Origin of the sequence: Kribbella sp. NBC_00662, from assembly GCF_041430295.1 — a bacterium.
Taxonomy (GTDB): domain Bacteria; phylum Actinomycetota; class Actinomycetes; order Propionibacteriales; family Kribbellaceae; genus Kribbella.
The window spans coordinates 1,413,456-1,430,776 of the sequence record NZ_CP109029.1 but is presented as its reverse complement, the minus strand read 5'-3'; the positions used below and the strand labels follow the sequence as shown (position 1 = coordinate 1,430,776).

Annotated in this window: 15 protein-coding genes; 10 read left to right on the top strand and 5 right to left on the bottom strand. The window is 68.4% G+C overall.

Going from position 1 to position 17,321, the window contains the following annotated elements; all coding sequences use genetic code 11:
* The first annotated feature begins 186 nt into the window (after positions 1-186).
* From OHA10_RS07270 to OHA10_RS07235, 8 genes are all read left to right on the top strand, one after another.
* Entirely contained in the window at positions 187-1,635 is a 1,449-nt protein-coding gene (locus OHA10_RS07270; RefSeq protein ID WP_371405395.1) for a class I adenylate-forming enzyme family protein, read from the top strand.
* Entirely contained in the window at positions 1,632-1,868 is a 237-nt protein-coding gene (locus OHA10_RS07265; RefSeq protein ID WP_371405394.1) for a glutaredoxin family protein, read from the top strand. Before OHA10_RS07270 ends, OHA10_RS07265 begins: the two co-directional genes overlap by 4 nt.
* Before the next feature lie 114 nt (positions 1,869-1,982).
* Positions 1,983-2,735, top strand: coding sequence for a redox-sensing transcriptional repressor Rex (locus OHA10_RS07260; RefSeq protein WP_137256542.1), 753 nt, complete (start codon positions 1,983-1,985; stop codon positions 2,733-2,735).
* The gene (locus OHA10_RS07255) at positions 2,732-4,054 is read left to right on the top strand and encodes a glutamyl-tRNA reductase (protein ID WP_371405393.1); all 1,323 of its coding nucleotides are present in this window, start codon (positions 2,732-2,734) and stop codon (positions 4,052-4,054) included. The genes OHA10_RS07260 and OHA10_RS07255 overlap by 4 nt, the downstream gene beginning before the upstream one ends.
* Entirely contained in the window at positions 4,051-4,932 is an 882-nt protein-coding gene (gene hemC, locus OHA10_RS07250) for a hydroxymethylbilane synthase (protein WP_371405392.1), read from the top strand. The genes OHA10_RS07255 and hemC overlap by 4 nt, the downstream gene beginning before the upstream one ends.
* Positions 4,929-6,656 (top strand): uroporphyrinogen-III synthase, encoded by a 1,728-nt coding sequence (locus tag OHA10_RS07245; protein ID WP_371405391.1) that lies wholly within the window; start codon positions 4,929-4,931, stop codon positions 6,654-6,656. Before hemC ends, OHA10_RS07245 begins: the two co-directional genes overlap by 4 nt.
* 5 nt (positions 6,657-6,661) lie before the next feature.
* Positions 6,662-7,642: a porphobilinogen synthase gene (gene hemB / locus OHA10_RS07240; protein WP_371405390.1), complete on the top strand. Its 981-nt coding sequence runs from the start codon at positions 6,662-6,664 to the stop codon at positions 7,640-7,642.
* A 257-nt stretch (positions 7,643-7,899) separates the two neighbouring features.
* The gene (locus OHA10_RS07235; protein WP_371405389.1) at positions 7,900-8,283 is read left to right on the top strand and encodes a hypothetical protein; all 384 of its coding nucleotides are present in this window, start codon (positions 7,900-7,902) and stop codon (positions 8,281-8,283) included.
* A gap of 229 nt (positions 8,284-8,512) precedes the next feature.
* On the opposite strand, the gene OHA10_RS07230 is transcribed toward OHA10_RS07235, so the two are convergent.
* The 5 genes from OHA10_RS07230 to OHA10_RS07210 all read right to left on the bottom strand — a co-directional run bounded on the left by OHA10_RS07230 (position 8,513) and on the right by OHA10_RS07210 (position 15,284).
* Positions 8,513-10,126 (bottom strand): DUF222 domain-containing protein, encoded by a 1,614-nt coding sequence (locus tag OHA10_RS07230; protein WP_371405388.1) that lies wholly within the window; start codon positions 10,124-10,126, stop codon positions 8,513-8,515.
* Between the two features lie 110 nt (positions 10,127-10,236).
* Positions 10,237-10,761: a dihydrofolate reductase family protein gene (locus tag OHA10_RS07225; protein ID WP_137256550.1), complete on the bottom strand. Its 525-nt coding sequence runs from the start codon at positions 10,759-10,761 to the stop codon at positions 10,237-10,239.
* 9 nt (positions 10,762-10,770) lie between these two features.
* On the bottom strand, positions 10,771-12,366 hold the full coding sequence (locus OHA10_RS07220; protein ID WP_371405387.1) for an FAD-dependent oxidoreductase: 1,596 nt from the start codon (positions 12,364-12,366) through the stop codon (positions 10,771-10,773).
* Positions 12,367-13,467 (bottom strand): LacI family DNA-binding transcriptional regulator, encoded by a 1,101-nt coding sequence (locus tag OHA10_RS07215; RefSeq protein WP_371405386.1) that lies wholly within the window; start codon positions 13,465-13,467, stop codon positions 12,367-12,369.
* 71 nt (positions 13,468-13,538) lie between these two features.
* Complete coding sequence (locus OHA10_RS07210) at positions 13,539-15,284, bottom strand: hypothetical protein (protein ID WP_371405385.1); 1,746 nt, start codon at positions 15,282-15,284, stop codon at positions 13,539-13,541.
* A 193-nt stretch (positions 15,285-15,477) separates the two neighbouring features.
* On the opposite strand from OHA10_RS07210, the gene OHA10_RS07205 reads away from it, so the two are divergent.
* Both OHA10_RS07205 and OHA10_RS07200 read left to right on the top strand, forming a co-directional pair.
* Positions 15,478-16,437, top strand: a complete 960-nt coding sequence (locus tag OHA10_RS07205; RefSeq protein ID WP_371405384.1) for a carbohydrate ABC transporter permease — start codon at positions 15,478-15,480, stop codon at positions 16,435-16,437.
* Complete coding sequence (locus OHA10_RS07200; protein WP_371405383.1) at positions 16,427-17,311, top strand: carbohydrate ABC transporter permease; 885 nt, start codon at positions 16,427-16,429, stop codon at positions 17,309-17,311. The genes OHA10_RS07205 and OHA10_RS07200 overlap by 11 nt, the downstream gene beginning before the upstream one ends.
* Positions 17,312-17,321 lie beyond the last annotated feature (10 nt).

Here is a 17,321-nt window from a genome sequence, read left to right as displayed (position 1 = left end):
CCTGCTGTCGGGGATGGTGGTGCATCGCGCATGAGGTTCCCCGCGCGGCCGGGTTTCTGCAGTGTGAGGTTCGACAGAAGCGCGCCCGCGAAGTCACCTGTATATCGGTGGTCACGCTCTGCTGCAACCGTTCTGCGCAAGCCGGTTGAAAGTTGGTGCCGCCCCCGGGCGTGACAGACTCACCTGGTGAACGTGAATTTCGCGGACATTCTTCGTGACACAGCGCAACGGCACGGCGAGCGTCCCGCGCTGGTCGACGGGGACCGGCGGCTGACCTGGAGCGAGGTCGACGAGGCCGTCGACCGGACCGCGCAGGGGTTCGCCGCGGCCGGCCTGGTGCCTGGGTACCGGGTCCTGCTCCTGGTTGCCAACAGCATCGACTTCGTCACGTCCTACCTGGGCATTCTCCGGGCCGGCCTGGTCGCGGTACCGCTGAACACCGGGCTGACCAAGCCCGAGATCGCGACCGTCGTGGCGCACTCCGGAGCGCGGCTGGCGGTTGCCGGACCGGGCCTCGCGGACCGGATCGAGGGCGTCCGGACGGTGGCGCCGGGCCAGCTCGAAGGTGACGCTCCGTTACCGCCGCCGATCGATCCCGAGGCGCTCGCGGTGCTGCTGTACACGTCCGGAACCAGTGGAGATCCGCGTGCCGCGATGCTCACCCATCGGGCACTTTCCGCGAATGTGCAGAACCTCACCGAGCTCGGAGAGGACCGGATGGGCCCCGAGGACGTGGTCCTCGGGGTGCTGCCGATGTTCCACGCGTTCGGCTTGAACGCCGTCCTCGGCTGGGCCGTCGCGACCGGTGCCGCACTGATCGTCGAGCAGCGGTTCGACCCCGAGGAGACCCTCGACCTGGTCGGCAAGTACGGCGTGACGCGCCTGCCGCTCGCTCCGCCGGCGCTGCACACCCTCCTGGGCCGGGCCGATCTGCGCGAGGCGCTGCGCTCGGTCAAGGTCGTGCTGACCGGCGCGTCCACGCTCGACCGCACGCTCGCGGACCGCTTCGAACAGGTGAGCGGTCACTTCGTGCACCAGGGGTACGGCCTGACCGAGGCGTCCCCGGGTGTCACCACGACCCTCGGCGAGTCCGAGCCGAAGCCCGGCTCGGTCGGCCGCCCGCTGCCGAACGTCGAGCTCCGGATCGCCGACGAGCAAGGCGAGGACGTCGAGGGCGACGACCCCGGCGAGATCCTGATCCGCGGCCGCAACCTGTTCTCCGGCTATTGGCCGGACGCCGTGGACGGTCCGGACGCCGAAGGCTGGTACCGGACCGGTGACGTCGGGTTCCTCGACGCGGACGGCGATCTGTTCCTGGTCGACCGGTTGCGCGAGCTGATCATCGTGTCCGGCTTCAACGTGTTCCCGAGCGAGGTCGAGGAAGTACTGGTCGCCGCTCCCGGCGTACGGGAGGCGGCCGTCATCGGCATGCCGTCCGAAGAGACCGGCGAGGCGGTGAAGGCGTTCGTCGTACCGCGGGCCGGCACCACGGTGGATGTCTCGGCGGTCCGTGAGTACGCCGACGGCCGGCTCGCGCGGTTCAAGTCGCCGGTGGAGATCGAGGTCGTGGACCAGTTGCCGCACTCGGTCACGGGCAAGGTCGCCAAGGGGCGGCTGCGGGAGAGCGGTCGATGAGCCGGGTCACGATGTACGGCAAGCCGGGGTGTCACCTGTGCGACGACGCCCGGGAGATCATCCGCTCGGTCTGCGCCGAGCTCGGCGTGGAGTGGACCGAGGTCGACATCACCCAGGATGACCGGCTGTTCACGGAGTACGGCGAGCAGATCCCGGTCACGTTCGTCGACGGCAAGCAGCACGACTTCTGGCGGGTGGACCCGGCGAGGCTCAGGAAGGCCTTGACAACCTAGGGCGTGTCTTGCAGGTCACCCATCGCCGATTTTGTTCTCACGTTCACAAGCTCCTAGAGTAAGAACCGCCGCCGGCCGTCAGACCGCGGTGAACCAACCGCTCCCAGGAGAATTGTGACGCGTGCCAGCAGCCGTCGCCCCGGCCCGCCGACGAGAACCGAACGCGGCATCCCCGAGGCGACTGTCGCGCGCTTGCCGGTCTACCTGCGGGCCCTGACCGCGCTCTCGGACAGCGGCATCGCGACCGCGTCGAGCGAGGATCTGGCGACCGCGGCCGGCGTGAACTCCGCCAAGCTCCGCAAGGACCTGTCCTACCTGGGGTCGTACGGCACCCGCGGCGTCGGGTACGACGTCGAGTACCTGCGCTACCAGATCGCCCGCGAGATCGGCGTCACCCAGGACTGGGCCGTGGTCATCGTCGGGATCGGAAACCTGGGCCACGCGCTGGCGAACTACTCCGGCTTCGGCACCCGCGGGTTCCGCATCGTCGCCCTGCTCGACGCCGACCCGAAGCTGGTCGGCGAGCGGATCGGCGACATGGAGGTCCGCGACTTCGCCGAGCTCGAGGACATCGTCGAGCGCGACCGGGTCTCGATCGGCGTGATCACCACGCCCGCCGGTCCGGCCCAGGAGGTGTGCGACCGGCTGGTCGCCGCCGGCGTGACCAGCATCCTGAACTTCGCGCCCGTGGTGCTGTCCGTGCCCGACGGCGTCGACATCCGCAAGGTGGACCTCTCGATCGAGTTGCAGATCCTGGCGTACCACGAACAACGAAAGTCCGGAGAGGCGGCGCTCCCCCAGGTGCCCGAACTACCAGCGATGAACGGTCTGACGGATCTCCCGAGTGTCGGGGGTGTCGGCGCATGAGTTACCTGGTCGTCGGCATCAGTCATCGTTCCGCTGACATCAACGTCCTCGAGCGGGTCGCGCTCGACGCGGACGCGGCGACCAAGCTGGCGCTGGCCGTCCAGCAGACCCCGGCGGTTGCCGAGTCCGCAGTACTTGCCACCTGCAACCGGACCGAGGTCTACGCGACCGTCGACCGGTTCCACGCGGGCATGGACGAGGTCACCGCGATCCTGTCCGACATCACCGGCGTACCGCTGCTGGATCTGGCCGAGCACCTCTACGTGCACTTCGAGGAGGGTTCGGTCGCGCACCTGTTCCAGGTCGCGGTCGGGCTGGACTCGATGATCGTCGGCGAGAGCCAGATCCTCGGCCAGGTGAAGGAGACGCTGCGCGTCGGCCAGGACCTGGAGACCATCGGCACCGACCTGAACGCCCTGTTCCAGCACGCGTTGCGGGTCGGCAAGCGGGCCAGGACCGAGACCGGTATCGACTCCGCCGGACGCTCGGTCGTCTCGGCCGGACTCGAGGCGGTCGGCGGGTTCGAAGGCCGTCGCGCGCTGGTCGTCGGCGCCGGTTCGATGGCCTCGCTCGCCGCGCAGACCCTGATCAACGGTGGCGCCAAGAGCGTGACCATTGCCAACCGCAACTACGACCGCGCGGTCGCGCTGACCGACCGGATCGGCGGTACGGCGATCCGCCTGGCCGACGTGCCGGATGCGCTGCGCGAGGCCGACCTGATCGTGTCCTGCACCGGCGCGCGTGGCGTCGTGCTGACCGAAGAGATGATCCGCAACGCGAGCGACGGGCGGCCGCTCGGCGTGCTCGACGTCGCCCTGCCGCGGGACGTCGCTCCCGAGGTCGCCCGGATCCCCGGCGTCACGCTGGTCACGCTCGCCGACCTGGCTGGTACGGCGGGCGGCAGCGACGCCGACATCGACGAGGTACGCCGGATCGTCGGCGAGGAGACCGGTGCGTTCGAGGCGACCCGGCGGGCCGCGTCGGTGGCGCCGACCGTGGTCGCGCTGCGGACGATGGCGACCGAGCTGGTCGACTCCGAGCTGGCCCGGCTGGATCGCCGGCTCCCTGGTCTCGACGAGCAGCAGCGGCACGAGGTCTCGCGGACCATCCGCCGTGTCGTCGACAAGCTGCTGCACAACCCGACGGTTCGGGTGAAGGAGCTCGGGGGAGACCCGGGCGGACCGACGTACGCCGACGCGCTGCGCGAGCTGTTCGCGCTCGACCAGGCAACGGTCGACGCGGTGACAGCGGTCAAGTCGCCCGAAGAGACCAGCAAGACATCCGCGGATGCCCGGCAGGGTGGAGGTGAGCAGGCATGATCCGGCTCGGTACCCGCCGTTCCGCGCTCGCGACCGCGCAGTCGACCCTCGTCGCGGATGAGCTGCGCAAGCTCGGCCATGAGGTCGAGCTCGTGCTGATCACGACCACCGGCGACGTGAACCGTGCCCCGGTCGAGCAGATCGGCGGCACCGGCATCTTCGTCAGCGCACTGCGCGACGCCTTGCTGGCCGACGAGATCGACATCGCGGTCCACTCCCTCAAGGACCTCCCGACCGCCCCGGTCGACGGTCTGGTGCTCGGCGCCATCCCGCTCCGCGAGGACCCGCGCGACGTACTCATCGCCCGTGACGGCCTGACGCTCGGCGAGCTGCCGCGCGGTTCGGTGATCGGCACCGGGGCCGCACGTCGCGTCGCGCAGATCGACGCGCTCGGCCTTGGTGTCGAGTGCACCGGGGTCCGCGGCAACGTGGACACCCGGATCGGGCTGGTCACCGACGGCAAGGTGGACGCGGTGATCGTCGCCCGCGCCGGGGTGTCCCGGCTCGGACGGCTGTCCGAGGTCACCGAGACGCTGGACCCGATCCAGATGCTGCCCGCGCCGGGGCAGGGCGCGCTGGCCATCGAGTGCCGGTCGGACAACACCGAAGTGCTGGCCGCCCTGGCGCACCTCGAGGACCCGGCCACCCGCGCGGCGGTGACGGCGGAACGGCAACTGCTGGCCACGCTCGAGGCAGGGTGCACGGCTCCGGTCGGCGCGCTCGCCGAGGTGGTCGAGGGTGAGGACGGCCCGGAGCTGTGGCTACGGGGCGCGCTCGGCCAGGAGGACGGCGTACGACGGCTCTCCGCGAACGGGCCGGTGGAAGACCCGGTGTCTCTCGGCAAAGCGCTGGCGAACGAACTGCTGGAGCGAACATGACACCGGCACAGGGCACTACGACGGCGGCCCACAAGACGGCCCACAAGACGAGCAGGAAAACGACGAGGGCGAAGGCAGACGTGAGCGCGAAGACAGCGGCCACCGCGGCACCTCAGAAGGCTGCGACCAGTACCGTCAAGCAGACCAGACCACTCGGCCACGTGACATTCGTCGGCGTCGGCCCCGGTGACCCCGCACTGCTGACGCTGGCCGGCCGTGACGTGCTCGCCAACGCCGACGCGGTCGTTGTCGAGGGCCCCGAACACGACGCGTTCCTGACCTACTGCAAGCCGGGTGTCGAGGTCATCGACGGCTCGGGTGCCGAGGGCAGCCGGGCGCTGCGGATCGCGGCCCGGGCGCGGCTCGTCGTGAAGACGGCCAAGACCGCGGCGAACGTCGTACGCCTGCTGACCGGGGACCCGTTCACCTTCTCCAGCGGCGCCGAGGAGGCGGCCGCGTGCAAGAAGGCGGGGATCGGGTTCAACGTCGTCCCGGGTGTCAGCGAGGTGAGCGCGGTCCCGACGTACGCCGGGATCCCGCTGACGATGAAGGGCGACCGCGAGGTCACCGTCGTCGACCTGGCCGAGAACAAGCTCGACCTGGGCCGGCTGCAGCCGAAGCAGACGCTGGTCCTGCTGAACGCTGTCGAGACCTTGAAGGAGACCGTCGCGGCGCTGGTCGAGGGCGGCTTCGACGCCGCCACCCCGGTCGCCGTGACCGTCGGCGGTACGACGACCGCGCAGACCAGCGTGGTCGGGACGCTGGAGTCGATCGTCGCGGACCTGCGTGCCTCCAAGGTGACCGGCGAGGCCGTCATCGTGGTCGGCGCGGTGGTCGAGCAGCGCGAGGCGCTGTCCTGGTTCGAGACCAAGCCGCTGTTCGGCTGGCGGATCCTCGTGCCTCGCACGAAGGACCAGGCCGGTCCGCTGATGGACCGGCTCCGTCGCTACGGCGCGACGCCGGAAGAGGTCCCGACGATCTCGGTCGAGCCGCCGCGCAATCCGCAGCAGATGGACAAGGCCATCCGCGGTCTGGTCGAGGGACGCTACGAGTGGGTCGCGTTCACCTCGGTCAACGCGGTGAAGGCGGTCCGGGAGAAGTTCGACGAGTACGGGCTGGACGCGCGGGCGTTCTCCGGGCTGAAGATCGCGGCGGTCGGCGACAAGACCGCCGAGGCGATCGGTGCCTGGGGCATCCGTCCGGACCTGGTCCCGTCCGGTGAGCAGTCCGCCGCCGGGCTGGTCGAGGACTGGCCGCCGTTCGACGAGGTGCTCGACCCGATCAACCGCGTGTTCCTGCCGCGGGCGGACATCGCCACCGAGACACTCGTTGCCGGACTCACCGATCTCGGCTGGGAGGTCGACGACGTCACGGCGTACCGGACCGTGCGCGCCGCCCCGCCGCCCGCGCCGACCCGCGAGGCGATCAAGTCGGGCAAGTTCGACGCGGTCGTGTTCACTTCGTCCTCGACGGTGCGGAACCTGGTCGGTATCGCCGGCAAGCCGCACGCGTCGACCGTGATCGCGGTGATCGGCCCGGCCACGCTGAAGACCGCCGAGGAGCACGGCCTGCGCGTCGACGCGATGGCCGAGTCGCCGTCGGTCGAGGAGCTGGCCGACGCCCTCGCCCGGTTCGGTGCGGATCGGCGTGACACCATGGTGGAGGCCGGTGAGCCGGTCACCCGTCCGTCCGAGCGTCGCTCGGGATCTCGTCGGAAGAGCTGAGTTCCATGCCTGGTGGTTTCCCGGAGGTCAGGCCGCGGCGGCTTCGGTCGTCCGCGGCGGTGCGTCGCCTGGTCGCGGAGACGACCATCGAACCGCGGCAGTTGATCCTGCCGATGTTCATCCGGGAGGACGCCCGGGAGCCGATCCCGATCAGGTCGATGCCGGGCGTCGTACAGCACACCCGGGACACGGCCCGGAAGGCAGTCGCCGAGGCTGCTTCTCTTGGTCTCGGTGGGGTGATGTTGTTCGGCGTACCCACGTCGAAGGATCCCGTTGGCTCCGGAGCGCTGGATCCGAACGGGATTCTGAACGTGGCGATCGCCGATGCGGTTGCCGAGGCCGGTGACTCGCTGCTGGTGATGTCGGACCTGTGCCTCGACGAGTTCACGTCGCACGGGCACTGCGGCGTACTCGACTCTGAAGGCCGGGTCGACAACGACGCGACGTTGAAGATCTATGCCGAGATGGGTGTCGCGCAGGCTTCGGCGGGCGCGCACGTCGTCGGCCCGTCCGGGATGATGGACGGCCAGGTCGGCGTCGTCCGCGCCGCCTTGGACAAGGCCGGCTTCATCGACACCGTGATCCTGGCGTACGCCGTGAAGTACGCGTCGGCGTTCTTCGGCCCGTTCCGCGAGGCGGTCGACTCGTCCCTCACCGGCGATCGGAAGACGTACCAGCAGGACAACGCCAACGCCCGCGACGCGATCCGCGAAGTCGACCTGGACATCGCCGAAGGCGCAGACATCGTCATGGTCAAGCCCGCCCTGGCCTACCTCGACATCATCCGCCAGGTCCGCGACCACGTGAACCTCCCCGTTGCCGCGTACAACATCTCCGGCGAATACGCCATGGTAGAAGCCGCCGCCGCCAACGGCTGGCTCAACCGCGAAGCCGCCATCCTCGAAACCCTGACCTCCATCCGCCGAGCCGGCGCCGACACAATCCTCACCTACTGGGCCACCGAAGCCGCCCAACTCCTGAGGTAATTCAGCCCCCGCACGCTACGCAGCCGTTCCTTCGCCGCTCCGCGCCTCGTCACGCCGGCTACGCGCGCTCCCACCCACCCCCCGGCTTATCGCCGGTGCATCCTCCCGGCTATCGCCGGACTTTCCGGCTGCCGCCGGACCGCGGCCGGCTACCGCCGACGTTGCGCGCTGCCGCACGATCGACTACCTGGCCAGTGCGCCCGAAAATTCCTCCACTGTCGGGTCAGGGGTGGCCCGTTCACCATGTGGGGGGATTCATGACACAGCAGTACCCGCAGCCGCCTGCCCAGGGGCAGCCGATGCAGCCCATGCAGCCGATGCTGCCGCCGAAGAAGAAGCACACCGCGCCGAAGGTCATCGGGATCATCGCGCTCCTCGGCCTGATCGGACTCGTCAGTTGCGTCGCGATGCTTGGCAAAGCTGCCAACGACGTGGGCAAGTCGATCGAACAGGACCAGCAGAAGAATGCGCCGCGTGCGGTGGTGGTCGGCAAGGCGTTCACCATCGGCAAGCACGAGACGCTGGCCGGTTGGAAGGTGACAAAGGACGCGCAGGCCTCGGGGGCTCGAGCCGGGGCAGACCCAGGTGCTGAACTGCATCCCGGACGGTACGTTCGGCAAGTACGTCAAGGTCACTGCTGAGGCGACTTTCTAGCCTCGGCGTCGTCTACAGGTCAGGCTCCAGCCGAAGCACGGGCTGGAGCCTGACGCGTAGGTACCAGACTGACCGCTGTCGCGACTGCGATGTACGACGTGCGCGCCGCGTGGCTGACTGAGGTGCGAAAGCCCCGTCGAGCTTGGGGGCTCGGGCGAGCACGCCCGCGGATCGACTAGATGCCGACGTCCGCCAGTCGGGCAACAGACCCCGGTTTCAGGCAGCAGGCTGGTTGTCGCCCCACGGATCGAATGGCGCGGGTTCGCCGGTGTCGGCAGGTGGCGGACTGTTGGGGCCTGCTGGTGGCGCGGCAGGTTCTCCGTCGCCCCACGGGCTGAGCGGTGGGGTGGCGGGCCGGTGAACGATATCGGCCGTCGGCGGTTGGTATCTGCCAGGCGGGATCGCCGTGGGAGTGGCCCAGGTGGGGTGAGTGACATGCACGACGCCGTTGAGGATGCGGATCTGCCAGTGGCCGGAGTGAAGGTCGAGGTGGTGGCGTTTGCAGAGCAGGGCGAGGTTGTTGATGGCGGTGGGGCCGCCATCAAGCCAGGAAATGATGTGGTGGGCCTCGCACTGGATGGGTGGGGCGTTGCAGATGACGCAGCCTTTGTCGCGGGCGTTGAGGGCGCGGCGGATCGGGCGGGTGACGAGGCGTTGGGTGGTGCCGACGTCGAGGGGTTGTGACTTGCTGCCGAGGACGATGGGGAGGATCTGGGCGTCGCAGGCGAGGCGGCGTACGGTCGCGGCGGAGAGGTTGTCGCCGAAGGTCAGCTGGCCGGTGGCGTTGGCTGTCGCGGCGGTGAGGCCGTTGTAGTCGATGGTGATGCTGATGTGCGGCTTCGGTCCGTGACCTGGTACCAAGTTGTCGCCGGCGCTGTCGACGCTGTTGGCCGCTCCAGTCGCGTTGCCCAGATCCCCGTCATCCGCCGTACTAACGGCTCCATCGAGTGCAGGCAGTACTGCCTCAGGCGCGACGGCGTTGTTGTGCTCGGGTGAGGTGGCTGTGCCTGCTCGTGATCTCGAGGCAGTTGGCGCGGTGCTGGTTGCGGTGGCGAGGATGGTGGTGAGGGCGTCGGCTTGGCGTTTGTCGCGGGGGCGGGGGTCTTGTTGGCCGTCGATGGTTTTGTGGGGCTTGGCGTGGGCGTGGATCAGGGTGCGGAAGAGTTCGGCGTTCTCGTTGGCGAGATAGCCGCGGAAGGTGACGCCGCGGTCGACGGTCTTCAGGGTGAGGGACTCGCGGGTGTACGCCGCCTTCTCGTCTGGCTCGGGGCCGTCGGGGTCGAGGATGTCGCGGATCTTGCGGCCGGCGCGGCGGAGCTCGGTCGGGGTGTGGGTGGCGGCCAGGCCGATGAGTTGGTGCTCGGCGAACTCCAGGTCCTCGGCCGGGACCGTCGCGGGGACCTGGTTCAGGACGGAGACGATCGCGGCCGCCTGGGCAGGCGAGACGCGCCACCCCGGAGTGCCTCCATCCCGCACGTCGTCCACAGCCTCGTTTGGGTCGTCAACCTCGGCTGGATGTGCGGTGGCCGGGCCGGCAAAGGGCGTGCTGGGGTCGGGGAGAGCGGCGGTGGTGGCGGAGTACTTGGGCAGGTCGGTGGCGATGCGGACCTGGCGCCGGGCTTCGGTGGCGTCGGTGCGGTATCGATGGGTCAGGAGGCGAGCCGTGTCGCCGGCGCCGAGATCGGTGGCGTAGCCGGACTGGTCGATGGCTGCGATGAGGTGGAGCTCGAGGGTCTCCAGGCGGGCCTTCTCCGCGACGACCGCGTCGAGAGCGGACAGCTTCTCGCTGTCGCTCATCGACCAGACGGGTCGTTCGCCGAGGACCTCCATGCCGACAAGCCTAGACAGGACCTCCGACAGTTTTCCGACCTAGAACCCCTTATGAGCAAGGCATTTCAGCCACATCGGTTATCCACAGGAGAGCCAGCTCGTCCCGCACTTCAGTGCTGGATCGTGTAGTCGGACTGGGTGAAGCCGGCTTTCAGGGTTCGGGTGGCGTTGTGGGTTAAGGGGATTTCGGTGGGGAGGGGGCCGAAGAGGGGGATGCCGGTGCCTAGGAGGACGGGGGCGGTGGTGATGGTCAGTTCGTTGAGGAGGCCGGCGGTCAGGAAGGTTTGGATGGTTCTGGCGCCGTCGGTGTAGATGCGTTGGGCGCCTCGGTCGGTGAGGGTTTCTACGAGGGCTTCCAGGGTGCGGTGGACGAGGATACGGTCGTCGGCGTTCGGGTCGAGGGTGGAGCTGAGGACCTCTACCTGCTTGCCTTCGTACGGCCAGAGGTCGTACGTCAGGGCCAGCTCATAGGTGTTGCGGCCGAGTACGACGGTGTCGATCGAGGACATGAATTCGTCGTACCCGGTCTCGCCGGCCTGTTCGGCTCGGGTGGTGAGCCAGTCGATGGAGCCGTCGGGGCGGGCGATGTAGCCGTCGAGGCTGGTGGCGATGAAGGCAGCGGCGTGGAAGCTCACTCCGTCATTTTAGTAGCCCGCTACCTCCGGCCAGCTCAGCTCGACGCCGTCGGCGGCTAGACGCGACTGGTACTCCTCGAGCAGAGCCGGAGTACTGCGGACCGCGCGCGGCGTTGCGCCCCGATCCAGGCAGAACGCCGCCAGCGCGCCCGCGGACTCGCCGATGTTCCATTCGACCGGATGGAGCCGGTAGCAGCCGTTGGTGATGTGGGTCGTGCCGAGATTCTTGTTGGCAGGAAGAAGATTCTCGACCCGCTGCGGGATCAGCGCGCCGAGCGGGATCCGGAACGGGCTGCTCGCGACATCGATGTAATTGTCGCCGCCGGTCGACGGATGCAGGTCGATGCGATACATCCCGACCCCGACGGTGTCGTCGTACTCGACCGCGCCCCGGTCGCCGCGCACCGCGACCGAGAGGTCCTGCTCGACGATCGTGTACTCCGCCTTGATCCGCCGCGACTCCCGGATGTACGGCGCCTGCGCCAGCCCGTCCGCGGACCCGAGCAGATCCCCGCGCAGCCGCAGCCCGGGGAAACCGGACCCGCCGTCGGGCCGAGGCGCCTCGGTCTGCAGCCAGTAGAAGACGGACTGCGACAGCTCGCGAGCCGCGGCCAGGTGTTTCGAAGCGTCCGGTACGTCGATGACCGGGCCCTCGAAGTAGTCGATCATCGGCCAGTTGACCAGGCAGATGTCGCTCTCGTACGCGCCCGGGACGAAGTGCCGGCGCGCGGCGATCCGGCGGAACGTCCACAGGTTCGTGTCGCCGCCGGTCAGGCGCTGATCGGCAACCACGGCAAGTGGATCGTCGTCCGGGTTCGGCGTGAAGGAGCGGTGCGACGTCTCCAGGGTCCGCGGGTTCGGCGCGGTCCAGGACAGTAGGCGGTCGCCCCAGAACGACGGCTGGTAGTTCCGCCAGAAGGCGTAGTTGGCCGGCTTGTCGCCGACCTGGTCGCCGTCGACGTGATCGACCGCGAAGCAGTACGAGACCGCCTGCATGTTCATCGGCTGCGCTTCCGAGGGCGCGCTCGGCTCGCCGGTCTCGCGCTGCGACTCGAAGCCGGTCACGTACTCCGTCCCGGTGAGCGGCAGCAGCTCGCCGGTCTCGGTCGCGTCGAGGATGTACGGCGCTGTGACCGCGAACTGCTCGTCGGAGTCGCGGTGCTGCACGGTCACCGCGGTGACCCGATCGCCGTCGGTCTCGGCCGCGACCGGACGGTACGGCTGGAGCACGCGCAGTCGACGGCTCGCGCGGTACGGCGCGAGCATGGCTTCCAGTACTGCGAGGGCGACGCGCGGCTCGTGGCAGAGCTTGGACACGTATCCGGCGCCCGGGTTCAGCTGGGGGGTCGCGCGGGAGGCAGCGGTCAGCGGATAGTGCCGGCGGTAGTACTCGCGGATGCCGTCGCGGAGAGCGCGGTACGACGCCGTAACGCCGAACTGCTCGACCCAGCTGTGCTCGTCCGGCGGGACGGCCTGGCTGGTCAACTGCCCGCCGAGCCAATCGAACTCCTCGGTCAGGATGACCGATCGACCGGCGCGCAACGCAGCCAGCGCCGCCGCGACGCCGCCGAGTCCGCCGCCGACCACAAGTACCTCTGTATGCATTCAGACACCTTTGGGTGGAGTGAGAGTCGTTCCTTCGGTCAGCTCGCACGGGAGCAGGATCTGCTGTGAGGTCGCGGTGCCGCTGAGGATCGCCTCGAGCAGCTCGACCGCTCGCACCCCCATCGCCCGCCGCGGTACGTGGAACCCGCTGAAGTCCACGTCACTCGCCACCGGACGAGTCGAGTCACCGAGCGCGACTACCGAAAGATCTCCGGGTACGTCGATCCCGCGCGCGGTCGCCGTGGACAGCAGGCTCACCGCGTCAGCACGCTCCTCGACGAACACCGCGGTGATCTTCCGATCCAGCAACACGTCGAGCAGGTCGCCGGCCCAGCCTTCCGTCTCCCGGGCCTGTGGCGTGGAGGAGGTAGAAGGCGAGCCGGGGGGACGGGATGCGAGTTGGCCTGTCGGGACGACCAGGGCTTTGGGGCCGGCGGCTTGGTGGAAGCCTCGGAGGCGGTCGGCTGAGGATTCGGGGATGGGGGTGGGGCCTGCGGCGGGTCCGGCGTACGCGACGTGGCGGTGGCCCAAGGAGATGGCTCGGGTGACGACGGTGTGGGTTGCGGTGGTGTAGTCGGCGCCTACGCACGGGACGGGGGCGCCGGCGTCGTCGCGGCGGCCGACCGAGACGAACGGGTAGTCCTCGGCGATCAGGCGGGCGAGCTCGTCGGAGGGGACCTCGCGCCCGAGGAGCAGGCAGCCGTCGGCGATGCGGAGGCGGTTGTTCTCGTGGAAGATCCGGCGGTGGCCGTCCGCGACCGGGGCGCTGGTGAACAGCAGCAGGTCCCACCCGAGGCGCTCGGCGCGATCCTCGATGCCGGCCAGGAACGGGTAGTAGAAGTCACCGCTGGTGCTCGGGAACACCGACTCGTAGGTGAACACGCCGAGGATCTGGTTGCGCTGCTTGAGCATCCGCCGGGCCAGCGGATCCGCCTGGTACCCGGTCTCCCGGATCACCTTGAGCACCCGGTCCCGGGTCTCGGCCGGGATCCGGGCGGTCGCGTCGCTGCGATTGTTCAGCACCAGTGAGACCGTCGTCTGGCTGACATTCGCCAGCCGCGCGATGTCGCGCTGGGTCAGCCGGGTCGCCTTCTGTGGCATCGCCCGACCATAGCTGGACCGCCCCAGTCGGTCAAGTCAAACGCCAATGATAATACGGATCAGCAGACCAGCTACGACGTCCTGAGCTGGAGCACCTGCCGTCCCGGGATCCGGCCGGTCAGATACACCCGAAGGCCGTCCGGGGTGAGGCTGCCGCCGAGGTAGGTGTACCGCTCGCCCGGATCCATCGCCACCCGCGCCGCCCCGTTCCCGGGACCGAACTCGATCCGGTCCGCGCCGACGGTGTAGCTGCCCGTCCCGGACACCAGCTGATAGTTGCCAGCAGCATCCAATGCCTCGACGCCCGCCAACGTCCCGCCCGGCCGGAAGCAGAGCTCGATCGCGTACGCCGTCTCGTCGCCGGCGAACTCGAAGACCAGGTCGAAGCCGTTCGAGACCTCCGTAACAGCGATCTCGGTGTCGAGCACCCGGTACTGCTTAGGGCGGTGAGAAAAGTCCATCGAGGCGTAGAAGCGACCGTCCGGGGTCAATGCGTACCGGCCGTCCGCTCGGCGATAGCGCCTCGGAAGGGGGAGGTGATACGGCACCTTCACCTCCGACGACAGCCGGAACGTCTTCCCGGACACCTGCAGACCGTCGCTACGGAAATGTCCGGTGCTGAAGAACTGCGGGGACAACCGGACCGAGTCCAGGATCGCCGCGCCGTTTCGCAGCTTGAAGAACGTCGGGTTGGTCGACAACCCCGACGAGATGACTGGAATGTCGGGGAAGTCGGTCCCGCCGAAAACGGTCGCGGTGCGCGCACCACGACGTACCCGGGCCGACGCCTGCGACGGGAAGTGCTGAACGAAGTCGGTGGGCACGGGGTGAGCGGCCGGCAGAGTGGCCGCGAGTTCAGGCCGCTCGAGCACCTCGGCCAAGAAGTCGCCGAGTTCACCGGTCCCGCGGCTTTCGATGCTCTTGGCAACAGTCGTGAAGCGGCCGTCGTTCGTGTGCAGTGCGAGCTCGCGGTACTGCGTCAGGTACCACCACACGTCGCGCACACCCTTCTGGTCCTGGCGCCGCGAGGCCGTCGTGTCGATCTCGCCGTTCGGCTCGAGGAAGTACAGGGTCGCTTCGAGGTTCCGCCGTACGTAGTCCACCAGGGCCGGCTTGCCGCGCAGCCAGGCGATCGTCAGCAAACACGGGTTGGTCACCTCGGCGGCGTACGTCGAGCTGCGTTCGCTGTAGATCCCGTCCGGGGTGGCGTCGATGCCTTCGTCGAGCCAGTCGTCGATCCGGGCCGCGTACCGCCGGTCCGGGAACAGGTGGTGCGCGCGGGCGAGCGCCGCCGACACCTCCCACCGGTGGTTCGGGGTGTGTACGCCACCGGCAGCGAGAGCGGGCGCCGCCTTGCGGATCACGGAAGCGAGCGTCGTCCGCAACGACGACGTCTCCGCCGAGTCGTCCGCGTCGAGCAGCGCGTACAGCACGCACACATCCTGGATCGCGAACGAGCTGTCCGGCGGCGAGTGCAGGTTGCCGACGTCGTACAGACCGTCCTCGTGCTGTCGCGCCGCGAGCTGATCGACCAGCCAACCGAGCGGCCCGAGCAGCGAGGCGTCGTGGTGGTACGTCGACCTGCCCCACACGTACCCGGAGATCAGCCGCCTGGCCTTGCGCGCGACGGTGCGGATGCTGTCGCCGGCGTTCTGGTGGTTCGCCAGCACCAGCGGGATCTGGGCCTGGTTGGCGTTGGTCAGCAGGGTCAGGAAGTCCTCGTCCACAGCTGATACCTCAGCACGCGCCGCGGCCGGATGCAGCGCGCCGACCGCGACGGTGGTCAGCGAACCGGTGAGGAAGGTACGTCGCAGCATGGCGCCTCCTGGGCGGTAAGCGGTTGCCAAATGCTCAGAACTGTCGCTCCGGAACTTTGTCCTGTCAATAGCTCGCAAACCGGCCGGATCCGGTCGGTCCGGACGACGGCGAACTCTTGCGGGAACCGGTTTCTTGTAATAGTTTGACCGGCCAAGGCAAGCGCTTTCCATCCTTTCCGGAGGTACCAAGACGATGAGTGCGCTGGGTGAGCTCGGCAGCCTCCGGGGGAAGAAAACCGCAGGTCAGAAGCCTGACCGGGGCGGTGGGGTGGGACCTGTCAGCAAGAGAGACAACCTGGCCGGTTACCTCTTTCTGGCGCCTTGGTTGCTGGGGCTGTTCCTGATCACGATCGGCCCGATGCTGGCCTCGCTGTACCTGTCCTTCACGGACTACAACCTGATCCAGGCCCCGAAGTGGATCGGCCTGGAGAATTTCACCCGGATGTTGTCCGACGAGCGGCTGCACAACTCGCTCCGAGTGACGTTCACGTACGTCTTCGTGTCGGTCCCGCTGCAGTTGGCGATCGCCCTGCTGCTGGCCGTCGTGCTCGACCGTGGCGTCCGCGGGATGGCGTTCTACCGCTCGGTCTTCTACCTGCCATCGCTGCTCGGCTCGAGTGTCGCGATCGCGATCCTCTGGCGACAGGTGTTCGGCACCACCGGTCTGCTGAACCAGTTGCTCGACGTGGTCGGCATCGAGGGCAAGGGCTGGATCTCCGACCCGAGTACGGCGCTGGGCACGCTCGTCGTGCTGAACGTGTGGACGTTCGGTTCGCCGATGGTGATCTTCCTGGCCGGCCTCAGACAGATCCCCTCGATGTACTACGAGGCCGCGTCCGTCGACGGCGCCGGGACGCTGCGCCGGTTCTTCAGCATCACGCTGCCGCTGCTGACACCGATCATCTTCTTCAACCTGGTGCTGCAGATCATCCACGCGTTCCAGGCGTTCACGCAGGCGTTCGTGGTCTCCGGGGGCAGCGGCGGGCCGTCGGACTCGACGATGTTCTTCACGCTGTACCTCTACGACCGGGGCTTCGGGAACTTCGACATGGGCTACGCGTCCGCGATGGCCTGGTTCCTGCTCGTGATCATCGGGATCTTCACCGCGGCGAACTTCCTCCTCTCGAAGTACTGGGTGTTCTATGACGACTGAAACGCTCCGCACCACGGTCACCACCCGACGGGCCGGCGTCATCACCTGGGCGCGGATCCGGCCGCTGGTGATCCACGTCGTACTCGCGGGATCCGCGCTGGTGATGCTCTACCCGGTGATCTGGATGGTGGTCAGTTCACTGCGGCCGGGCAACGAGATCTTCCGCGACCCCGGGATCCTGGTGAAGGACCTGCGGATCGACAACTACCGCGTCGGCTGGAACGCATTGACCGAGCCGTTCACCCGCTACCTGCTGAACTCGGCGGTGGTGGTGCTCGGTTCGATCCTCGGCAATCTGGTGTCCTGCTCGATGGCGGCGTACGCGTTCGCCCGGCTCGAGTTCGTCGGCAAGAAGTTCTGGTTCGCGATCATGCTGCTGAGCATCATGCTGCCGATCCACGTGGTGATCGTGCCGCAGTACATCCTGTTCTCGCACGCCGGCTGGATCAACACGTTCCTCCCGCTGATCGTGCCGAAGCTGCTGGCGACGGACGCGTTCTTCGTGTTCCTGATGGTGCAGTTCATCCGCGGTATCCCGCGCGAGCTGGACGAGGCCGCCCGGATCGACGGCTGCGGCCGGGGCAGCATCTTCCTGCGGGTGATCCTGCCGCTGATGGTGCCGGCACTGGCCACTACGACGATCTTCACGTTCATCTGGACCTGGAACGACTTCTTCAGCCAGCTGATCTACCTGACCGACCCGCACATGTACACCGTCCCGGTCGCGTTGCGGGGCTTCGTCGACTCGACCTCCAGCAGCTCCTGGGGATCGATGTTCGCGATGTCGGTCGTCTCCCTCGTCCCGGTCTTCCTCGCCTTCCTGTTCGGCCAGCGGTTCCTGATCAAGGGCATCGCGACCACCGGCATCAAGTAGCTCCCCCTGA

Excerpts from the sequence above, each read along its gene's own strand:
- OHA10_RS07265 (WP_371405394.1), top strand. The coding sequence starts at position 1,632 with ATGAGCCGGGTCACGATGTACGGCAAGCCGGGGTGTCACCTGTGCGAC.
- OHA10_RS07255 (WP_371405393.1), top strand. The coding sequence starts at position 2,732 with ATGAGTTACCTGGTCGTCGGCATCAGTCATCGTTCCGCTGACATCAAC.
- hemC (WP_371405392.1), top strand. The coding sequence starts at position 4,051 with ATGATCCGGCTCGGTACCCGCCGTTCCGCGCTCGCGACCGCGCAGTCG.
- OHA10_RS07245 (WP_371405391.1), top strand. The coding sequence starts at position 4,929 with ATGACACCGGCACAGGGCACTACGACGGCGGCCCACAAGACGGCCCAC.
- hemB (WP_371405390.1), top strand. The coding sequence starts at position 6,662 with ATGCCTGGTGGTTTCCCGGAGGTCAGGCCGCGGCGGCTTCGGTCGTCC.
- OHA10_RS07235 (WP_371405389.1), top strand. The coding sequence starts at position 7,900 with ATGACACAGCAGTACCCGCAGCCGCCTGCCCAGGGGCAGCCGATGCAG.
- OHA10_RS07230 (WP_371405388.1), bottom strand. The coding sequence starts at position 10,126 with ATGGAGGTCCTCGGCGAACGACCCGTCTGGTCGATGAGCGACAGCGAG.
- OHA10_RS07220 (WP_371405387.1), bottom strand. The coding sequence starts at position 12,366 with ATGCATACAGAGGTACTTGTGGTCGGCGGCGGACTCGGCGGCGTCGCG.
- OHA10_RS07215 (WP_371405386.1), bottom strand. The coding sequence starts at position 13,467 with ATGCCACAGAAGGCGACCCGGCTGACCCAGCGCGACATCGCGCGGCTG.
- OHA10_RS07210 (WP_371405385.1), bottom strand. The coding sequence starts at position 15,284 with ATGCTGCGACGTACCTTCCTCACCGGTTCGCTGACCACCGTCGCGGTC.
- OHA10_RS07205 (WP_371405384.1), top strand. The coding sequence starts at position 15,478 with ATGAGTGCGCTGGGTGAGCTCGGCAGCCTCCGGGGGAAGAAAACCGCA.
- OHA10_RS07200 (WP_371405383.1), top strand. The coding sequence starts at position 16,427 with ATGACGACTGAAACGCTCCGCACCACGGTCACCACCCGACGGGCCGGC.